The organism is Winogradskyella sp. PC D3.3 (assembly GCF_054366245.1).
Genome location: NZ_CM135962.1, coordinates 1,606,262 through 1,627,124 on the forward strand (window position 1 = coordinate 1,606,262; position 20,863 = coordinate 1,627,124).

The following is a 20,863-nucleotide window of genomic DNA, read 5'->3' on the forward strand; positions in this document are numbered from 1 at the left end:
GAAATAATGATGTATATGGTGGTATAGGTCTTTTCGCATAAGACTTAAGGTAAGTGTGGTAGGGGGTTTTTATCATAATGTAGTTTTAGATTTTAGTTGTATTCAACTGAATTTATTAGATTTTGTTTGTGCTATTTCTTCAATATTAGTTTTTGTATTGGAGATGGTAAACAAAAAAAAGCGCATCTTATTAGAGATGCGCTTTTAGATTTAAAAACTATGGTTTAGTTATCTAATAATAACTTTTTGAGTTCTGTTGCTTGTTGCATTTTGCAATTGTACAACATAAATACCTGCAGTAAGATTAGAAGCATCAATACTGTGTTCTGTATTATCAGCGTTTAGTACTTGTGATGTAACTATTCGTCCTTGTATGTCAAATAGATTGAACGTTGTTTGTCCTTCTAGCTGACCTTTTACAACTATCACTTTAGAGTTAGCATTTACAAAAATTTCTAAACCATTTAATACGTCATCATTTACACCAAGTACACTTTGTCCAACATGTAAATAGAAACGTCCTGTACTATTCAGGGTCGTTGCAGAGGTGAAGTTGTAGTCGCTTTCTACTAAATTGGTAAATGTATTTTCAACATTATCTTCTAAAACAACGGTTGTTCCTTCTGGGATATTATGTTCAGAAATACTAATCACTGCTTGTTCTCCTTGTGCAATGTTAACTCCTAAAGGAATGGTAACATTGTTTAAATCAGAATAACTAACGGACTGAGCAGCCATGTTTTTACCTAAGTTGTCTTCTACTAGACGAGAATAGATAGAGAAAGCCGGTGCGGTAGTTTCAAATAGTTCAGAGTCGTAACCCGGATCCATGCTTAACGTAGCGTTGTCGTTAAAGTATAATGCAGTTTGATAAGTTGCATTGTCTTTTTCAACTTTAAGATTTAAATGTGCTAAGTTTTGATTTTCAGTTCTACCAACAATAAAATCATCAGTTGTTCCCACAGTACGCATTGCAGGAGAGAATTCAATAGTTGCGCCACCAGCTATTGAAGCCACAAAGAAGCCTTGACCTGGTGCTATTTTAGCGCTGGCGTTAGCGTCAGAATACGCTTGGTTCCTTACGACATATCCCGTAGATATATCACCATTATAACCATATACACCATAACGAAATGCATCGAATTTGCTAGCGTTATTAGATAAGAAGCTAGATAGACTGATGTACGATGGGTATGGGTTCCCAATTAAGTTAAAGGCGCTTCCTAAACCTACTGTAATAGGAACAGATACAGCTCCTGTTTCAACATTACCTACAAATTTAAAAGGAGATCCATCAACTGTTAATGATGCTGTTCTATAGCCAATACCTGGTGTTACAGCGTCTGAATAATTGGTAGCGTTATAATTGATATAATCATCGAGGTTATTGTCAAAAGGACCAAATAAAAATGAAGGGACACCTGCAATAACTCCAGAAGGGATGACAGGGTTAGCTGTTAAAAGGTCAAGGAATGTTTGATTAGCATTCGTTACTGGTGCCGATACTAAATCGTTATTTCCTGTGGTAGAACCGGTATTTGCCACTTGATTGACATGACGGTTATAGATGACGTCTCCCATCACATTATCTGCAACAATTAAACTTGAATAAGATGTTGATGCGGAATTTAATTGTAAAGTTCCGCTATTGACTACGCTATTTGCTGTAATTGATTGTCCAGAAGAAATTTGAGTATTTGCACCTTCATTAATAAAGAAATTATTAGCAACGATGTTTGTACCAACATTATAGGTGCCATTGTAAATATAAACATTTTCACTCCCCGTTGAGGTTGTAGCACTTACTCCATCATAAGGAATGTCTGGTGTCCAGCTATTATTAGCAAATAATAAACCATCAAATGTAGTTGTTAACTTAAAGTTGTCAAAACCAGTAAAGCCATTAATGTCATTTCTGTTTTTTACGCTAACTTCTAAAGCGATAGTATTTACCGAATTTGGAATACTGATGCTAACTGTACCTTGGTCAGTATCAATAGCACCTCCTCCTTCTAACAGGTATACCAAAGGTTGCGCAATACCATCATATAGTAATGTGTAACTTACATCACTGTTCTCGTTTGAATACCCGTAAACATTCCAATCAAATGCTAGGTTGACATTATCAAAAGCGCTAATGTCAATAGGGGCAAAAGTCATCACTGCAAAATTAGCTGTTCCGTTGTCTCCTTCGTCATTAATATCGTTTTCTCCAAATATATTGCCAGAGAAAGACACATTATCTAAAGGAGAAGCAATGGCATTATCAATAATTCCATAATAGCCATCAGTGCTCCAGCCGTTATCAAAAGTTGAAACGTTAGTGGTATATGTCCATTCTGGTGTAGTGCCATCAAAATCTTGATTAGCGATCTTAATTAATGGACCTGTAATATTAAATTGATCACTTATGGCTAAAAACGGGCTATAGATTAACATAGCCACAACAGCTTGTTCGTCTGTAAAAATAATATTGTCTAATTCAGCAAATCCGTTGGTCATAGTATATAAACTTGGATTTGGAGTTATGGGGCCAGTTGCCGAAACGGTAATAGGGCTATTATAATCAACATCTTGATTTCCATTAGCATCAACCGCTACTACTGTAGGAAAAGGCGTCATGATTTCAAATTGATTAGTATTTGTAGGTTGTTGGTCAAAAATCAATGTAGTTGCCGTAACTTCAATTCTATTGTCATCACCAAGTATCGGTGTTTGTGGGCCTCCTGCGTCAAAGGCTTCAAAGCTAGATCCTAACAATGAATCTGAGGTTGCTGCTGTAACCGTAAGTTGAATTTGTCCATTATCAATAATACTAGTTTTAAAAGTTGCATAGACATCAAAAGTTTTTGAGCTATCATCGGAGGCAGATAGTCCTGAAATTCCAGAAAAAGTTGCCAATCCCGAAGTTACTGTCGTTTCAGCGATGTTAGTTGAACCATCAAAAATAGCAAGTGTATTAAGTAAGTCACCATTTGAAACTGCAAATTCTAAGTCCGTTAAAATAGTTGGTAGAATATCACCATCAGTTAAATGGAATCCTCCGTCTAATATTGAGAATTCACCAATTTTTATAGCATTAGTAGTCGTTAAACCAGAGGCTACAGAATACATTGCGTAGCTAATATTGTCACTTGGGTCAAAGGTTGTAGCTGTCATGCTTGATTCTACACTATGAGGAGTTGAACTTGTAATGACCCCAGATAACCTTAATCCAGGACTAGATACTCCAAAATCTGACCATGCTGTTTTGGCAGGGATTCTGAACCAGGCATTGGCATTTATAGCATTCCATGCATAAAGCCTAAATGTTATTGTTCCTCCTGTCCCTGAGTTAATAGTTAGACCTGTAAAATTAAAATCAGAAGCTGCTGTAGGTGATGATTGTTCTATTTCTATAGGTAGTCCTATTGTAGCAAAGTTGTCTAAACTATAATAAATTTGAAAGGATTGCGGTCCATTAGCAGCTCTTCGTACTCTAATATCTAAATCTGTAATAGTGATATTATTTGAGGCACTTGCTGTGGTAGACCATTCTATATAATCGTTATTAGTTACAGCATCTGCCTGTGTTGCTGAGTCCCATTGATTTGATGTGAAATTAGCCGCTGCAGTTGCTAAAGCAATACCAGAACCTCTTGTAAGTCCTGTAGAGGATATTGAGGCATCATTACCTGAGGTAGTGGGGCCTACAATATTAGCACGATCAATAGTTACGATGGTTTGACTGAACCCAAATGAGAATAAGGTAACCAAACAATAAAAAATGTAAGTTTTTTTCATATTTATTTTGAATTAAATCTTTAAAACACTTGTGTGTCATTTTTTAAGTGGCGTGCTTTGCTGAGTTAAGAATCAAGTAAAGGTAGTTAAAAATGTTAATAAACAGCTATTTAGCGTAAATTATCGTTCGATGAAGTGAATTTGAATGTAATCTTTATCTGATGCGAGGTGATGCTTTTGTTATGTTTTTTGTGTTGGTATATTATCATATGTTACGCTTTTATATCTATTATTAAGTGCTGGTCGTTAGACGGAATTATTAAAGTGTAGGTGGTTAAGGATTGCGTTGTGTGTCCTATTAAACGCAATAACACTAACATGGTCTTAGATTTTATTTTAGATTTGTAAACTAATTAATACAGTAATCTGTTAAGAGGAAGAAATCTATCATAATTAACAAGTGTAAGTTTTTAAATGCAATTGCTACCTAATGAAATTTAGTAAACGTCATTTTGCCAAAACGATTACTTGGCGCATTATAGGTACTTTAGATACCTTTTTGTTATCTTGGTTTATATCTAGCAATATGACTGTTGGTTTGCAAATTGGGGCTTTTGAATTGGTTACTAAAATGATATTGTATTATGGGCATGAACGGATATGGTTTAAGTCCACAATCAAGTCATCCAACAAACGCCATATTTTAAAAACATTTTCATGGCGCGGCGTTGGGACTTTAGATACGATTTTATTAGGATGGCTAATTTCTGGGAATCCGTTAATGGGTCTAAAAATTGGTGGCGCAGAAGTAGTAACGAAGATGTTACTGTATTTTGGGCATGAAAAATTATGGTATAAAATTGATTTTGGATTAGATCAACGGCGACATCGAAAAAAAACGTTAAGACAAAACTCTAAAAAAACATGAGTCTGAATACAGTTAGACACGAGTATAGTATTTCAAGGTCAGATAGAGCTAAGCAAGTAGGGCATCCTTCTTTTTTATTGTGGTTTACTGGGTTGTCTGGTTCAGGCAAATCAACTTTAGCGAATTTGGTGGAGGTTGAATTGCATAAAAGAAACTATCTAACCTATACTTTAGATGGTGACAATATTAGGCAGGGCATTAATAAAGATCTTAGTTTTGCGCCAGAAGATCGTACCGAAAATATTAGAAGAATAGCTGAAATTGGACGCCTAATGATTGATGCTGGTGTGGTTACATTTGCTGCTTTTGTGTCTCCGTATATTAAAGATAGAGAACATATAAAAACCATAGTGGGATCAGAAAATTTTATTGAAATATATGTCAATACGTCTTTAGAAGAATGTGAACGTAGAGATGTAAAAGGCTTGTACAAAAAAGCACGAGCTGGTGAAATTAAAAATATGACCGGAATTTCAGCACCTTATGAAGCTCCTATGAACCCGGATTTAGAAATTGTAACAGATCATCAAGATATAGAGACCTCTGTTCAAACTATTTTAGACTTTATTATTCAAAAATTAAAATAAAACGCATGAGTAATTACGTAATTAATCATTTGAAAGAATTAGAATCGGAAGCCATTTTTGTGATTCGAGAGATTGCAGCACAATTTGAAAATCCTGTGCTACTATTTTCTGGGGGTAAAGATTCAATTTTACTAACCCATTTGGCTAAAAAAGCTTTTTATCCCGCAAAAATTCCGTTTCCTTTAATTCATATTGATACAGGGCATAATTTTCCTGAAACGATTGCTTTTCGTGATGAATTAGTAGAGAAACTCGGTGTTAAACTTATCGTGGGGTCAGTACAAGAAGCCATTGATAACGGTCGTGCAAAAGAAGAAACAGGGGCTGATGCATCTCGTAATTCACTTCAAATTGTTTCACTATTAGATACACTTGAGGAGTATAAAGTAGATGCCGCCATGGGAGGGGCAAGACGTGATGAAGAAAAAGCACGTGCTAAAGAACGTTTCTTTTCGCATAGAGATGAATTTGGACAATGGGACCCTAAAAATCAAAGACCAGAGTTATGGAATCTTTTTAATGGTCGTAAAAATTACGGAGAGCATTTTAGAGTGTTTCCTATTTCAAACTGGACAGAAATGGATGTATGGGAATATATTAAATTAGAGAATATTGATTTGCCATCACTGTATTTTTCACACCAACGCGATTGTGTAGTTAGAGACGGTGTGATTTTGGCAAATTCAGAATTTATTAAGTTAAAGGAAAACGAAGAAGTGGTCAACATGACGATTCGGTACCGAACTTGTGGAGATATGCCAATTACTGGAGCTGTAGAATCTGAAGCTGATACTTTAGATAAAATTATTGAAGAAATTGCGACTACCAGAACTACTGAGCGTGGTGGACGTGCAGATGATAAACGTGCAGAAACAGCCATGGAAGATCGTAAAAAACAAGGTTACTTTTAATAGAAAATAGGTTTTAGTTGTGAGTATTGTCCCCTTGAGAGGACTTTAGGGGTGTTTTAAAAAGGGTTATAAAAATACTAACTATGAATATTCGCGATTAGCATAAAATAATATAAGAGAATAAATACATGGAATATCAAGATATAGAATTATTACGTTTTACAACAGCAGGAAGTGTAGATGATGGAAAAAGCACATTAATAGGGCGCTTATTATATGATAGTAAATCAATTTTTCAAGACCAATTAGACGCTGTAGAGGAGTCTAGTAAATCTAAAGGTTTCGATTATGTAGATTTATCATTACTTACTGACGGTTTAAAATCAGAGCGCGAGCAAGGGATTACCATCGATGTGGCCTATCGCTATTTTGCAACTCCAAAGCGTAAATTTATCATTGCAGACACACCTGGTCATATACAATATACACGTAATATGGTTACGGGAGCTTCAACGGCTAACTTGGCTATTATTCTTATTGATGCTCGTAAAGGAATGTTAGAACAAACCCATCGTCATGCATTTATTGCATCATTATTACGTATACCTCATGCCATTGTTTGTGTCAATAAAATGGATTTAGTAGATTATAGCGAGGATGTATATAATGGAATCGTTTCCGATTTTAAAGCCTTTTCATCAAAGTTGGGTATTAGTGATATTCAGTTTATTCCTATTTCTGCTTTAAATGGGGATAATGTTGTTAACCGTTCTAAAAATATGGACTGGTATCAGGGAAGTACCTTAATGTATCATTTAGAAACAGTTCATATCTCAAGTGATCATAATTTAGTGGATTGTCGTTTTCCTATTCAGTCTGTGATTCGTCCTCATACTTTAGAAAATCAAGATTACAGAGGTTTTGCAGGTCGTATTGATGGTGGAGTATTTAAACCAGGGGATAAAGTGAGGTCATTACCTTCGGGTTTTGTGTCGACTATTAAAACCATAGAACTTAATGGGGAGCAGATAGCAGAAGCATTTGCACCGATGTCTGTAACGATGACTCTAGAGGATGAAATCGATAACAGCCGTGGAGATATGATTGTACGCGAAAACAATGTGCCTGAAGTCAGTCAAGATTTAGAGGTTTTAGTGACTTGGATGAGTGCAAAACCAATTCAATCACGGACTAAAGTGGTCGTTAAACATACCACAAATGAATCCATTGGTATGGTTAAAGAATTAAAATATAAAATTGATATTAATACATTACACCGAATAGAAGGCATTGATAAGGTGGAAATGAATGATATCGCTCGTTTGTCAATAAGAACGGCAAAACCCATGTTTTATGATGCGTATAAAAAGAATCGTCAAACAGGAAGTATCATTATTATAGACGAGCAAACCAATGAAACTATTGGTGCTGGGATGATTATATAGTGGTGGTGTGGTGAAGCAGTGATGCGGTGATACAGTGAAACAGTGATGTGGTGATGTGGTGAAACAGTGATGCGGTGAAGCAGTGAAGCAGTGAAGTGGTGATGCGGTGATGCGGTGATGTGGTGATGCGGTGAAACAGTGATGCGGTGAGGTTTAGAATAGGAATTTAAAAATTTTAATAATGACTCATAAAGATTTAGAAGTTTATAAATTGAGTTTAAATCTAGTAGAGGATATTTATAAACTTACGAAGGGTTTTCCTTCATCTGAAAATTTTGGATTGACTTCTCAGCTTAGAAGAGCAGCGGTTTCGTTGCCTTCAAATATAGCTGAGGGTTCGAGTAGAGGGTCAACAAAGGACTTTATTCGATTTTTAAATATAGCATCAGGATCATTATCAGAAATAGAAACACAGTTAGTCATAGCAGAACGAATAGGGTATATAACGTTCGATGATGCCTTACAAAACAACATCATTACAATTAGAAAAATGTTATACCGTTTAAAACAAGGTTTAATCAAGAAACTAAGTAAGTAAAATGAATAATAAAAGCTCCAATCCGTCGAATAACCGAATAACCGAATCACCGTCTCACCGCCTCATCACCTCGCCACCTCACCGCCTCACTGAACTACTGCATCACAGTATCACCGCAGCTTTAGAAGCAGGAAAAGTAATTCTAGACATCTATCATTCCGATGATTTTGAAGTGGAACTTAAAGGAGATAACTCCCCTTTAACTAAAGCCGATATCGCTTCGCACAATGTGATTATGTCGCATTTAAAATCAACAACTATTCCTGTGTTATCCGAAGAAGGTAAGTCTATATCTTATGAAGAACGTAAAGATTGGAGCCAACTATGGATTGTAGATCCTATAGATGGGACTAAAGAGTTTATTAAGCGTAATGGTGAATTTACGGTGAATATTGCTCTTATAGAAAATCAGAAAACCGTACTTGGGGTTATTTATGTGCCAGTACTAGGTGACCTTTATTTTTCAACTAGCGAAATCGGTGCTTATAAGGTGTCAGTAAATCTCGACGATTATGATGTTTCTACTTTAATCGGCCAAGGGAATAAATTGCCATTAGAAAGAGACGATAAAACGTTTACAATTGTGGCAAGTCGTTCGCACATGTCGCCAGAAACGGAAGCTTATGTTTCTGAAATGCGAGAAAAACATGGTGATGTCAACTTAATTTCCAAAGGAAGCTCACTAAAACTATGTATGGTGGCAGAAGGTCAAGCGGATTGTTATCCAAGATTTGCTCCTACTATGGAGTGGGATACTGCTGCAGGTCAAGCTATATGTGAACATGCTGGTTTTGAGGTTCTGGATTGGAGTACGAAAGAACGTATGCTATATAATAGGGAAGAACTTTTAAATAATTGGTTTTTGGTAAAGGCGGTGTAGTTAATTGAAGTAATGCTAAACATTTATATAACTTTTGTGTTAGTAATTATCTGTAATGTTTTGAAAATGAAATAGCTCTCAAATGTTCTGATTTTATTTTTAAAGTCTAAAAAGACTAACAAGTCTGATATTTTATTAGCTTTGCAGATTGAAATAATTTTAATTTATAACTATTTTATTTTATAGTTTTTATGAGTAAAGTTGCATTTATAACTGGCGTTACAGGGCAAGATGGAGCCTATCTTAGTGAGTTTTTACTAAAGAAAGGTTATGAGGTTCATGGTTTAAAACGCCGCTCTTCATTATTTAATACCGATAGAATTGACCATTTATATCAAGACCCACATGTCGATCATCGAAATTTTTATCTGCATTATGGTGATATGACGGATAGTACGAATCTTATTCGATTGATTAAAGAAATTCAACCCGATGAGATTTATAATCTAGCCGCAATGAGTCACGTAGCTGTGTCGTTCGAAATTCCGGAATATACAGGTAATGCCGATGGTTTAGGAACGTTACGAATCTTAGATGCTGTACGTTTATTAGGCTTAGAAAAGAAAACGCGAATATACCAAGCCTCAACATCAGAATTATACGGTAAAGTTCAAGAAGTACCGCAATCGGAAACGACTCCATTTTACCCACGTTCACCTTATGCTGTAGCAAAAATGTACGCCTATTGGATCACGGTAAATTATCGTGAAGCTTATAATATGTTTGCTTGTAATGGTATCTTGTTTAATCACGAGTCACCAATTAGAGGGGAAACGTTCGTCACACGAAAAATTACAAGAGCAGTATCGCGAATAGCTTTAGGTCTACAAGATAAATTTTATCTAGGAAATCTTGATGCGCAACGCGATTGGGGACATGCTAAAGATTATGTTCGGATGATGTGGATGATTCTTCAAGCTGATGAAGCAGAAGACTGGGTGATTGCAACGGGAAAAACGACAAGAATCCGTGATTTTGTGCATATGAGTTTTGCTGAAGTCGGTATAGAATTAGAGTTTAAAGGTGAAGGTGAAAATGAAAAAGCGTTTGTCGTTAAATGTAATAATCCAAACTATCAAATTGAAATCGGTAAAGAAGTTTTAGCGGTAGATGCACGCTATTTTAGACCAACTGAAGTGGAGTTATTGATAGGAGATGCTTCAAAAGCCAAGAATAAATTGGGGTGGGAATGTAAATATGATCTTAACGATTTGGTTAAGGATATGATGCATGGTGATATAAAACTCATGAAAGAACAGCAATACCTTGAAGAAGGGGGCTATAAAACTTTAAATTATTTTGAGTAATGGGTTAGGCGTGAGGCGTGATTGGTGATGCGTGATTGGTGATGCGTGATGTGTGATTGGTGATTGGTGATTGGTGATTGGTGATGCGTGATTGGTGATTGGTGATTGGTGAATGGTGATTGGTGAATGGTGAATGGTGATTGGTGATTGGTGATTGGTGATTGGTGATGCGTGATTAGCGAAGAGTATATTACAAACCCCGAATCACGAATAACGAGTCACGAACCCCGAATAACGAATAACGAATCACGAACCCCAAATCACGAACCCCGAATAACGAATCACGAACAACGAACAACGAACAACGAATCACGAACAACATGAAAACCCATAAAGATTTAGACGCTTGGAAAAAAGCAATGGATTTGGTAGAAGACATTTACAAATGTTCTCAATCGTTTCCGTCTAATGAAGTTTATGGTTTGACGTCACAAGTAAGAAGAGCAGCGGTTTCCGTTCCGAGTAATATCGCAGAAGGTGCAGGGAGAAAAGGAGATAAAGAATTTATTCAGTTTTTATATATAGCTTTGGGGTCGTTAGCTGAGGTAGAAACACAAGTGCTTATCGCAAGACGCTTAAATTATATAGATGATACCCAAAAGATGACAGACGATATAGAACGATTAACAAAGTTAATTTATGGACTCATCCGTTACATAAAATCAAAATAAATTCAAAACAATAACAAATCACAAACCCCGAACAACGAATAACGAACCCCGAATCACGAACCCCGAACAACAAACAACGAACAACGAATCACGGGTAACGCATCACGAATCACGAATAACGAATAACGAATGACAAATAAAAACTCCCAAATCACAAGTAACGAACAACAAAACACGACCCACGAATCACGCATCTACGTAGCCGGTCATCGTGGTATGGTGGGGTCTGCGGTTTGGCGAGCTCTAGAAGCAAAAGGCTATACCAATCTTATTGGTAAAACCAGTGCTGAACTCGATTTACGAAATCAGCAAGCCGTAGTCGATTTTTTCAATAAAGAACAGCCAGAGGTTGTCATAAATGCAGCAGCAAAAGTAGGAGGGATACTCGCTAATAATGAGAATCCTTATCCGTTTTTAATGGAAAACTTACAGATACAGAATAACTTGATTGATACAGCTCATAAGAAGGCTGTTTCAAAGTTTGTATTTTTAGGAAGCTCTTGCATTTACCCTAAGTTTGCTCCACAACCTTTAAAAGAAGCGTATTTACTAACGGATAGTTTAGAACCTACTAACGAGTGGTATGCTATAGCAAAAATTGCAGGTGTAAAAGCTTGTGAAGCGATTAGGAAACAATACGGTAAAGACTTTGTAAGTTTAATGCCCACGAACCTTTACGGCCCTTTTGATAATTTCGATTTAAAAAGCTCGCACGTGTTACCAGCCATGTTACGAAAGTTTCATGAAGCTAAAGCCACCAATGCACCAGTAACCTTATGGGGCAGCGGTACACCAATGCGCGAGTTTTTACATGTCGATGACTTGGCACAAGCCGTTGTGTTTGCGGTTGAAAACGTATTGCCAGAGCACTTATATAATGTGGGTACGGGTACCGATGTTACGATAAAAGAATTAGCAGAAACGATTCAAACGATTGTTGGGCATAACGGAGAATTGGTTTGGGATAGTTCTAAGCCCGATGGGACGCCACGGAAGTTGATGGATAGTTCTAAGATGCAAGCCTTAGGTTGGTCTCCTGAATTTAGCTTAAAACAAGGGGTTTCTGCAACGTACGATTGGTATTTAAAGAATAAATAGACTGCTATGCAAAAAAAAATTATAATCACGGGAGGTGCTGGTTTTATAGGTTCTCACGTTGTAAGACTTTTTGTGAATACCTATCCTAACTATCAGATTATTAATTTAGATAGTCTTACATATGCAGGTAATCTTATGAATCTTAAGGATATTGAAGATTCTTCAAATTATAAGTTTATAAAAGGAGATATCACTGATGAAGTTTTTATTAATAACTTATTTGAGACAGAGCAGCCAGATAGTGTAATTCATTTAGCAGCAGAGTCTCATGTAGACCGTTCAATCACCAACCCTTTAGCATTTGCCAAAACTAATATTTTGGGCACTATGATTCTGCTTAATGCGTTTAAGAATTTATGGAAGGATAATTGGGAGAATAAATTGTTTTATCATGTAAGTACGGATGAAGTCTATGGCTCTTTAGGAGCAGATGGACTTTTTACGGAAACTACAGCATATGATCCAAATTCACCATACTCAGCATCTAAAGCGAGTTCAGATCATTTTGTAAGAGCTTATGGTGAAACGTATGATTTGCCTTATGTAATCTCTAACTGTTCAAATAATTACGGGTCTTATCAGTTTCCAGAAAAGCTTATACCATTGTTTATTAATAATATTATTAATAATAAAGCTTTGCCTGTATATGGTGATGGTAACTATACCAGAGATTGGTTATATGTTATTGATCATGCCATTGCAATAGATTTAATTTTCCATCAAGGAGTTATAACAGAAACCTATAATATAGGTGGTTTTAATGAGTGGAAGAATATAGATTTAGTGAAATTGTTATGTCAACAAATGGACACGAAGTTAAATCGAAAACAAGGTACGAGTGCAAAATTGATTACCTATGTAAAAGATCGTCCAGGACATGATTTAAGATATGCTATAGATGCTTCTAAAATTAATACAGAGTTAGGCTGGAAACCTTCTGTTACTTTTGAAGAAGGTCTCAGTAAAACTATTGATTGGTATCTAAATAATGAGGTGTGGTTAAAAAATGTAACGAGTGGTGATTATTTAAAGTACTATAAAGACCAATATAAATAGTTATTAGAATTACTCTTCAGTATCAAACACTAATAAGTAAACAACATGAAAGGAATTATTTTAGCAGGGGGATCAGGAACACGCTTACATCCTTTAACTATTGCCGTAAGCAAGCAGTTATTGCCTATTTACGATAAACCGATGATTTATTATCCCTTATCGGTTTTGATGCTCGCGGGAATAAGAGAAATTCTAATTATATCTACGCCACTAGATCTTCCTAATTTTAAACGCTTATTAGGTAATGGCGATCAGTTCGGCATTCAATTAAGTTATAAAGAACAGCCAAGTCCAGATGGTTTGGCACAAGCTTTTATCTTAGGTGAAGAATTTATTGGCAATGATGATGTATGTTTAGTCTTAGGTGATAATATTTTTTATGGTGCTGGATTACAAAATATATTAGCAGAAGCGTTAAATTCAGTAGAAAGAGAAGGAAAAGCTATTGTTTTTGGTAACTATGTTAAAGACCCTGAGCGTTACGGTGTTGCAGAATTTGATAAAAATAGAAATGTCATTAGTATTGAGGAAAAGCCTAAGAACCCTAAATCAAACTTTGCTGTGGTAGGGCTCTATTTTTACCCCAATTCTGTTGTTCAGATTGCCAAGACGATAAAACCATCGGAACGTGGTGAATTGGAAATTACATCGGTTAACCAAGATTATTTAGACCAAGAAAATTTAAAACTTCAAATATTGAGTAGAGGTTTTGCTTGGTTAGATACCGGCACACACGAAGCCTTAACGGAAGCTACAGAGTTTGTGAAAGCAGTAGAAAAAAGAACAGGTTTAAAAATCGCATGTTTAGAGGAGATTGCTATGAATTTTGGATGGATTAGTAAACAGAAAGTAGCGAGAGAAATTGAAAATTCAAAAGGAGATTACTTTGATTATTTGAAATTAATAATATCAAAGTAATATCTTATTACAATAAAAAAACTATTATTCGATTAATTTAGAGTTTTCTTGAGCTTCTTTTTTCAAGTAAATAATGTAATAAACTATAATTATGATAATTGAAAATTTAAAATGGGACAGTGATTTTTTTGGACTTAAAGTTGGTCGGTTAACTATTTTAGATAATTCAGTTTTTAACCTTGATGATTTTTTAAAAAAAGTTAAGGATGATGATTATGATTTAGTTTATGTCATCAGTTATGATAAAATGTTGCAAAATCAAAGTTTGCTTAAAGCTAATCTCAATTTAGTGGATATTCAAATGACAATGTCTTTAAGGTTCAATAGTAATAACTATATAACAAATCCATATGAATTTAGGACAGAACTAAACGAAAAAGAATTAATTGAATGTTACGCAATTGCAGAGTCTACTTCTAAAGTATCAAGATTTTATACTGAACTATCTATCGGAACGGAAAAAACTAAAGAATTATACCGCAAGTGGATAGACAATGCCATCAATAAATCATTTTCGGACGGTTTATTTCTAGAAAAATTAAATGATAAAGTTGTTGGGATACATTTGATTAAAACTGATGAAAATAATGATAAAGGATATTTTACTCTAACAGGTGTTGATGAAACAATCAAAAGAATGGGGCTAGGCACTAAGTTATGGAATCAAAGTTTTGGTTATTTGGCAAATGAGAAAAAAATAACTGAAGTGAAAAGCCCATTTTCATTTCAAAATAAGGAGTCATTTAATTTTCATCTTAAAAGAGGATTTAATAAGGTGGATGAAATTAAGTATATATATCATTATAATAAATAAAAAAATTAAAAAATGATACCATTTAACAAACCTTATTTAACAGGTAAAGAAGCACACTACATGTACGATGCCGTACATACAGGAAAATTATCTGGAAACGGAAAATTTACGAAAAAATGTCAAGAATTTTTTGAAACTAAATTTGGGTTTAAAAAAACACTTTTGACGACTTCGTGTACAGATGCTTTAGAGATGTGTGCATTGTTATTAGATATAAAACCAGGAGACGAAGTTATTGTACCTTCCTATACATTTGTGTCCACAGCTTTAGCTTTTGTGAGGCAAGGTGCTAAAATAATTTTTGCTGATTCAGAGGGTAACAATCCAAACTTAGACATAAGTAAAATAGAACCTTTAATTACCGATAAGACAAAAGTTGTTGTTCCTGTTCATTATGCAGGTGTTTCGGTTGATATGGACGCTTTAATGGCTTTAGCTGATAAATACAACTTATTTGTAGTTGAAGATGCTGCACAAGCAATTGATAGTTACTATAAAGGAAAAGCATTGGGCACTATTGGTCATCTATCTGCATTTTCGTTTCACGAAACCAAAAATATTATCTCAGGAGAAGGAGGTTTATTAGGTATTAATGATAATCGATTTATAGATAGAGCTGAAACTTTATGGGAAAAAGGAACAAATAGAGCTTCTTTTTTTAGAGGCGAAGTAGATAAATACGGATGGGTTGATACAGGGTCATCTTTTTTACCTTCAGAAACAACAGCTGCGTTTTTGTATGCGCAATTGGAGAATCTAGATGATATCCAAAGAAAAAGAGTTCAGTTATGGAGCTATTACTATTCAAAATTAGAGTGCTTAAAAGAAGTGCTTACTTTACCTTTTATTCCAGATTATGCGACTTGTAATGGTCATATGTTTTATGTGGTCTGTAACGATGTTGAGGAAAGAGGGGGGGTGATTAAAACATTAAAAGAGAATGGTGTTTATAGTGTGTTTCATTATTTAAGTTTACATAAAAGCCCATATTATCTTAAGAATTTCACAGAAAGACCAAATCTAATTGAGGCAGATAGATATACGGATTGTTTATTACGCTTGCCTATGTATTTTGAGTTAACAGAATCTGAAATTGATCGTATAACGGATGTAATCATATCATTTTACAAAAAATAAAAATCTATAATGATTTTACATTTAATACCTGCTGAAAAATTTACTGATCGTGCTATAAAGATATTTGAAAACGCTTATCCTGGTAAGAATCATTTTTATGTTTTTATAGAGGACCTAAAGAATCTGAAATTCTCGGAAAACCTTAAGGCTAGTAATATTACTATTGTGAATAAAGAAGAAAAATGGTGGAAAAATAATTTTATTGATATAAATAAATACCAGAAACTTATTTTACATAACCTTTATTCTAATGCGAATATATATTTTGGTAATCTGTTTTCAAAAAAAATTGAAACACATGGTGTTATTTGGGGGTATGAGTTTTATGGCATCCGAAATTTTTGGGATTCTAAAAATTATGGAGAATTAACCGCACAAAAAAAGAAAGAATTAGAATCTTCTCAACCTGATTTTAAAAAGCCGCTAATAGCTAAGTCATATTTAATAAAACGCGCTTTTAAACTATTAACGAGTAAAAAGTATAGATGTGAGAACCCAACGTTAGAGGCTAAAACTAATGTGTTTCTAGGTTTAGATGTTATTCAAACACATTCATATCAAGATTATTTAAATGTAAAAGCTAGGTTTAATATAAATCCACTTTGGTCAAATTTTAGTTATTATAGTTATGAAGATTATAATATAGAGGTGTCAGATTTTAAACTTGATAAAAAAATATTAGTCGGTAATTCTGCGACATTTACTAATAATCATCTCGAAGTTTTTGAAATGTTAAAAGATAGAGTTCAAGATTTTGAAATTATTTGTCCCTTAAATTATGGCGACCCTATTTGTGCTAATTTTATTAGGGAGATAGGAACTGATTATTTCCAAGAAGGTTTCACTCCTTTAATGGAATTTATGCAATTGGAGGATTATAACAAGCTTCAAGCAAGCTGTGGTATAGTAATAATGAATCATTATAGACAACAAGCAGCTGGTAATATTATCGCAGCATTAATTTTTGGGTCAAAGGTGTTTATGAGCTTGTCATCACCGCTTTTTAAACACTTTCAGCATTTAGGGATTCATATTTATTCTATTGAAAATGATTTGAAGGACGATAATGCATTAAAAAATTTAAAAGTAGAATATGCAGTAGAAAATAGAATAATTTTGAAAAAATATTATTCAATGAATACTATTGTTGCAGCAATCAAGGGAAGTATTAAATTATGAGTGTTAAAAAGAAAGCTATAGCAGGAGTCAAATGGACAACTTTAAGTACTATTGTTATTGCGATAACATCTATAGTTAAGCTTTCTGTACTTACAAGATATTTAGATAAAGAGGATTTTGGTTTAATGGCTTTAGTTACAGTTGTACTAGGGTTTATGAGCTTGTTTATGGATATGGGGATTACAACCTCAATATTACATGTCCAAAATATAAAGAAAAAAGAATACGCCAGTCTCTATTGGTTAAACTTTTTGTTTAGTATTGTTTTATTTCTATTAATTGCCTTATCGGCACCTATTATTGCTAATTTTTATAACGAGCCTGAATTAGTGCCCCTTTTGCAATTAATGGGAGTAAGCTTATTAATTTCTGCTTTTGGAAGGCAATTTAAAACTATTGAACAAAAAGAATTAAACTTTAAGTTTATATCTGGTCTTGATATTGCTAGTGCAATAGTGTCTTTAATAGTCGCAATTGTTTTAGCGGTTAAAGGTTTTGGAGTATATACATTAGTATATTCTGCTTTAACGCAATTCGCGTTGTCAAATCTTGTTTTATTGCTGTCGGGTGTTAAAAAACACGGATTACTGTTTCATTTTAACTTCTCAGAAACTAAACGTTTTCTAAGGATTGGAATGTATCAAGTAGGTGGGCAGATCGTAAATTATTTTAATAGAGATCTAGATACCTTATTAGTGGGTAAATTATTAGGGGCAGAAATTTTGGGTGGCTATAGTTTAGCCAAACAACTTGTGTTTAGACCAGCTTCTTTAATAAGCCCAATTTTAACCAAGGTTGCAGCACCTTCACTAGCATTATTTCAAAATGATAAAGTGGCTTTAAAAAGAAATTATTTAAAGTTACTAAATATTGTATCGTCTTTAAATCTGGCAGCGTATTTAATGTTAGCACTATTTGCTCCGATAATTGTAGCCTTGCTTTATGGTGATGCTTTTGTGTATATAGTACCAATTGTTCAAATATTATCTGTGTATATGTATTTAAGATCTATAGGTAATCCTGTAGGTAGTTTAGTAATCGCCACAGGCAGAACGGAATTAGAATTTTATTGGAACATATTTTCATTAGTGTTTATGCCAATTTTTATATTTGCAGGTAGTTTTTATGGCGTAGAAGGCGTTGCCTACGGCTTGGCTTTGTTTATGCTGTCTGCCATATTTCCATTTTGGAAGTTTCTAATAAATAAAATGATCACTGTTAATTTTAATGATTACGTTAAAGCGTTAATGCCTAAATTTAAAATATATTATAAGCAATTTGTTAATAGGTAATGGATTGTATTATCAAATCTAAAGTTTTTTTGACTTAAAAATAGTAAGTTTAAACCTGTATAGAACGAGATACCACTGAGTACTATTTTATTACTGATTAATATATTTATTGAGACAAATCAATCAAAAATTAATAAATTATATTTGGCATTGATTTAAATGAGAGTAGCTTTTATATCATATAAAACCGAATGGATACTTAACAAACTAAAAAATAAATAGTAACACAACACATAATGAAAATACTAATTGTAATAGGTACGCGTCCTAACTTTATAAAAGTAACTCAATTTAAAAAAGTAGTTGCGCAACAATATCCAGAAGTAGATTTAAAAATAGTACATACTGGCCAACATTATGATGAGAAGATGGCTAATATCTTTTTTGATCAATTTGAGTTAAGACCAGATTACTTTTTAAACATAGAACCAGCGTCTCCAATAAAACAAATGGCTGATATAATGGTTACTTTAGAGGGTTTAATAGAAAACACCTTTACACCAGATTTAATGATTGTTCCTGGTGATGTTAATTCTACTTTGGCTGCTGCATTGGTAGCTAATAAAAAAGGAATTAAGCTGGCACATTTAGAAAGTGGCTTACGCTCTTTTGATAAAGAGATGCCCGAAGAATGGAATAGGCTTCTTGTTGATGAAATGTCAGATTATTACTTTGTGACCGAAAAAAGTGGCCTTAAGTATTTGGAACAAGAAAATAAAAAAGGAAAAGTGTTTTTTGTAGGTAACACTATGATTGATACTATGGTTGGTTTTGAAGCTCAAATACAGCAAAGTCAAATATTGGAGCAATTACAAATTAATTCTGATTTTGCGTTACTCACATTGCATAGACCTTCTAATGTTGACAGCGAAGAAGGTGTAAGAACAATGATGAATTTATTAAGTTATTTGAACGATAAAATAACAGTAGTATTCCCTATCCATCCGCGAACTAGAGCAAGAATCTCAGCTTTTGGTTTTGACCAAGAGTTTAGTAAACTAAGTAACATTATACTTTCAGAACCATTAGGTTATTTTGATTTTCAAAAGTTAATTGCAACAACAAAAATGGTTCTAACAGATAGTGGAGGAATCCAAGAAGAAACCACTTTTAGAGGTGTGCCTTGTTTAACCTTACGAGAAAATACAGAGCGTCCAAGTACTATTGAAGAGGGGACAAATACCTTAGTGCCATTTGAATTTGATAATTTGCAGAAATATATAGATCAAATATTAGAAGGGACTTATAAAACAGGAAGCGTACCGGAGTTATGGGATGGTAAAGCAACTGAACGTATTTTAAAACATATTGTAGAACTATAGTGATTTATTTTACATTTAACGATCAGCCATCAGGTATATATCAAAGTCAAGTTATAGATGTTATTTCTGAACTTAATCTACACGTAGATAAACCTATAAGATTAGTTGCCTTTATTTCAATTAGAAATTATGGAAAGAATAGGAGAAAAATAAAATCATTATATCCAAATTCTATAATTTTAATGATGTTTCCCAGATTAAACAATTGGAAAATGAACTTGTTTCAGTTAGCCTTTGTTAAGGGAATAAAAAAGGAGACAATATTAGCAAGAGGGCCAATGGCATTTTATTTAGCCAATAAATTGAATTCTAATGTAAGCTATGATGGTAGAGGTGCGGTAAAGGCAGAAATGGTGGAATATCCTAAAATGATTCCAAACAAAAAATTAGTTCACTCAATTATTTCAGCAGAAAGGTCCGCAGTTCTTAATGCAAAACACAAAATTGCAGTCTCAGAAAAATTGGTTGAATATTGGAGAAATGAATTTGATTACAGGGGAAGTAATCATATAATTATACCTTGTACGCTTACTAATTCAATGGTTGTTGATGAGGAATTTAAAAAAGAATTATTTTTTAAGTATAATTGGGGGAGAAGGATATTGTATTAATCTATTCTGGAAGTATTGCTGGTTGGCAGTCCTTTGAAAAAATAAGTGATTTAATAGAAAAATGGATAGAGGCACAAAATGTTAAAGTTTTATTTCTCTCTAAGAGAAATGATATTTTGGAGAAACTCATTTTAAAATATCCAAATAATATTAAGCAAGAATGGGTAGGTCACGATGAGGTAGGGAATTATTTGAGTATTGGTGATTATGGCATTTTGATCCGAGAAGATAATGTTACTAATGCTGTCGCTTCTCCTGTGAAATTTGCTGAGTATTTAAATTCAGGTCTTAAAGTTTTAATTAGTAAAAATATTGGGGATTATAGTTCTCTTGTCGAAAAACAAGATTTGGGAAGTGTTATTTATGAAGATATCATCCCTTTACAAAACGTAAGCCATATAGAAAAAGATAGAGTTAAAAAGTTTGTTCAGAGAACATTAACTAAGAAGTCAAATAGAAATAACTATAAGCAATTTATTAGAGAGGTTTTAAAATAAAAATGCATA

Annotated in this window: 19 protein-coding genes; 18 read left to right on the forward strand and 1 reads right to left on the reverse strand. The window is 33.9% G+C overall.

Features of this window, described 5'->3' with window-relative positions:
* Positions 1-228: 228 nt before the first annotated feature.
* Positions 229-3,783, reverse strand: coding sequence for a beta strand repeat-containing protein (locus ACXGSQ_RS06795; RefSeq protein WP_458628860.1), 3,555 nt, complete (start codon positions 3,781-3,783; stop codon positions 229-231).
* Positions 3,784-4,213: 430 nt separating this feature from the next.
* Here ACXGSQ_RS06795 and ACXGSQ_RS06800 point away from each other — a divergent pair, with 430 nt between their 5' ends.
* The 18 genes from ACXGSQ_RS06800 (at position 4,214) to ACXGSQ_RS06885 (ending at position 20,854) form a co-directional block, all read left to right on the forward strand.
* Positions 4,214-4,651: a DUF2061 domain-containing protein gene (locus ACXGSQ_RS06800; protein WP_458628861.1), complete on the forward strand. Its 438-nt coding sequence runs from the start codon at positions 4,214-4,216 to the stop codon at positions 4,649-4,651.
* Positions 4,648-5,238, forward strand: coding sequence for an adenylyl-sulfate kinase (cysC, locus tag ACXGSQ_RS06805; RefSeq protein ID WP_458628862.1), 591 nt, complete (start codon positions 4,648-4,650; stop codon positions 5,236-5,238). Before ACXGSQ_RS06800 ends, cysC begins: the two co-directional genes overlap by 4 nt.
* Before the next feature lie 5 nt (positions 5,239-5,243).
* Positions 5,244-6,149, forward strand: a complete 906-nt coding sequence (gene cysD / locus ACXGSQ_RS06810; protein WP_458628863.1) for a sulfate adenylyltransferase subunit CysD — start codon at positions 5,244-5,246, stop codon at positions 6,147-6,149.
* 128 nt (positions 6,150-6,277) lie between these two features.
* Entirely contained in the window at positions 6,278-7,534 is a 1,257-nt protein-coding gene (locus tag ACXGSQ_RS06815) for a sulfate adenylyltransferase subunit 1 (protein WP_458628864.1), read from the forward strand.
* Positions 7,535-7,715: 181 nt separating this feature from the next.
* Positions 7,716-8,072, forward strand: a complete 357-nt coding sequence (locus ACXGSQ_RS06820; protein ID WP_458628865.1) for a four helix bundle protein — start codon at positions 7,716-7,718, stop codon at positions 8,070-8,072.
* A 1-nt stretch (position 8,073) separates the two neighbouring features.
* Positions 8,074-8,952, forward strand: a complete 879-nt coding sequence (cysQ, locus tag ACXGSQ_RS06825) for a 3'(2'),5'-bisphosphate nucleotidase CysQ (protein WP_458628866.1) — start codon at positions 8,074-8,076, stop codon at positions 8,950-8,952.
* A 191-nt stretch (positions 8,953-9,143) separates the two neighbouring features.
* Positions 9,144-10,259: a GDP-mannose 4,6-dehydratase gene (gene gmd, locus ACXGSQ_RS06830; protein ID WP_458628867.1), complete on the forward strand. Its 1,116-nt coding sequence runs from the start codon at positions 9,144-9,146 to the stop codon at positions 10,257-10,259.
* Positions 10,260-10,579: 320 nt separating this feature from the next.
* Positions 10,580-10,930: a four helix bundle protein gene (locus tag ACXGSQ_RS06835; RefSeq protein ID WP_458628868.1), complete on the forward strand. Its 351-nt coding sequence runs from the start codon at positions 10,580-10,582 to the stop codon at positions 10,928-10,930.
* 129 nt (positions 10,931-11,059) lie between these two features.
* A complete protein-coding gene (locus ACXGSQ_RS06840) occupies positions 11,060-12,028 on the forward strand; it encodes a GDP-L-fucose synthase family protein (protein WP_458628869.1) in 969 nt (322 codons plus the stop codon).
* A 6-nt stretch (positions 12,029-12,034) separates the two neighbouring features.
* Positions 12,035-13,084 carry a dTDP-glucose 4,6-dehydratase gene (rfbB, locus tag ACXGSQ_RS06845; RefSeq protein WP_458628870.1) on the forward strand — a complete coding sequence of 350 codons (1,050 nt, stop codon included), beginning with the start codon at positions 12,035-12,037 and terminating at the stop codon, positions 13,082-13,084.
* Between the two features lie 45 nt (positions 13,085-13,129).
* Positions 13,130-14,002: a glucose-1-phosphate thymidylyltransferase RfbA gene (rfbA, locus tag ACXGSQ_RS06850; RefSeq protein WP_458628871.1), complete on the forward strand. Its 873-nt coding sequence runs from the start codon at positions 13,130-13,132 to the stop codon at positions 14,000-14,002.
* Between the two features lie 91 nt (positions 14,003-14,093).
* Positions 14,094-14,816, forward strand: a complete 723-nt coding sequence (locus ACXGSQ_RS06855) for a GNAT family N-acetyltransferase (RefSeq protein ID WP_458628872.1) — start codon at positions 14,094-14,096, stop codon at positions 14,814-14,816.
* Between the two features lie 12 nt (positions 14,817-14,828).
* A complete protein-coding gene (rffA, locus tag ACXGSQ_RS06860; protein WP_458628873.1) occupies positions 14,829-15,953 on the forward strand; it encodes a dTDP-4-amino-4,6-dideoxygalactose transaminase in 1,125 nt (374 codons plus the stop codon).
* A 9-nt stretch (positions 15,954-15,962) separates the two neighbouring features.
* Positions 15,963-17,132, forward strand: coding sequence for a TDP-N-acetylfucosamine:lipid II N-acetylfucosaminyltransferase family protein (locus ACXGSQ_RS06865; RefSeq protein WP_458628874.1), 1,170 nt, complete (start codon positions 15,963-15,965; stop codon positions 17,130-17,132).
* Entirely contained in the window at positions 17,129-18,424 is a 1,296-nt protein-coding gene (locus ACXGSQ_RS06870) for an MOP flippase family protein (RefSeq protein WP_458628875.1), read from the forward strand. The genes ACXGSQ_RS06865 and ACXGSQ_RS06870 overlap by 4 nt, the downstream gene beginning before the upstream one ends.
* Positions 18,425-18,660: 236 nt before the next feature.
* Positions 18,661-19,746 carry a non-hydrolyzing UDP-N-acetylglucosamine 2-epimerase gene (wecB, locus tag ACXGSQ_RS06875; protein ID WP_458628876.1) on the forward strand — a complete coding sequence of 362 codons (1,086 nt, stop codon included), beginning with the start codon at positions 18,661-18,663 and terminating at the stop codon, positions 19,744-19,746.
* Positions 19,746-20,357, forward strand: a complete 612-nt coding sequence (locus ACXGSQ_RS06880) for a hypothetical protein (RefSeq protein ID WP_458628877.1) — start codon at positions 19,746-19,748, stop codon at positions 20,355-20,357. The genes wecB and ACXGSQ_RS06880 overlap by 1 nt, the downstream gene beginning before the upstream one ends.
* Positions 20,333-20,854: a hypothetical protein gene (locus tag ACXGSQ_RS06885; RefSeq protein WP_458628878.1), complete on the forward strand. Its 522-nt coding sequence runs from the start codon at positions 20,333-20,335 to the stop codon at positions 20,852-20,854. The genes ACXGSQ_RS06880 and ACXGSQ_RS06885 overlap by 25 nt, the downstream gene beginning before the upstream one ends.
* Positions 20,855-20,863 lie beyond the last annotated feature (9 nt).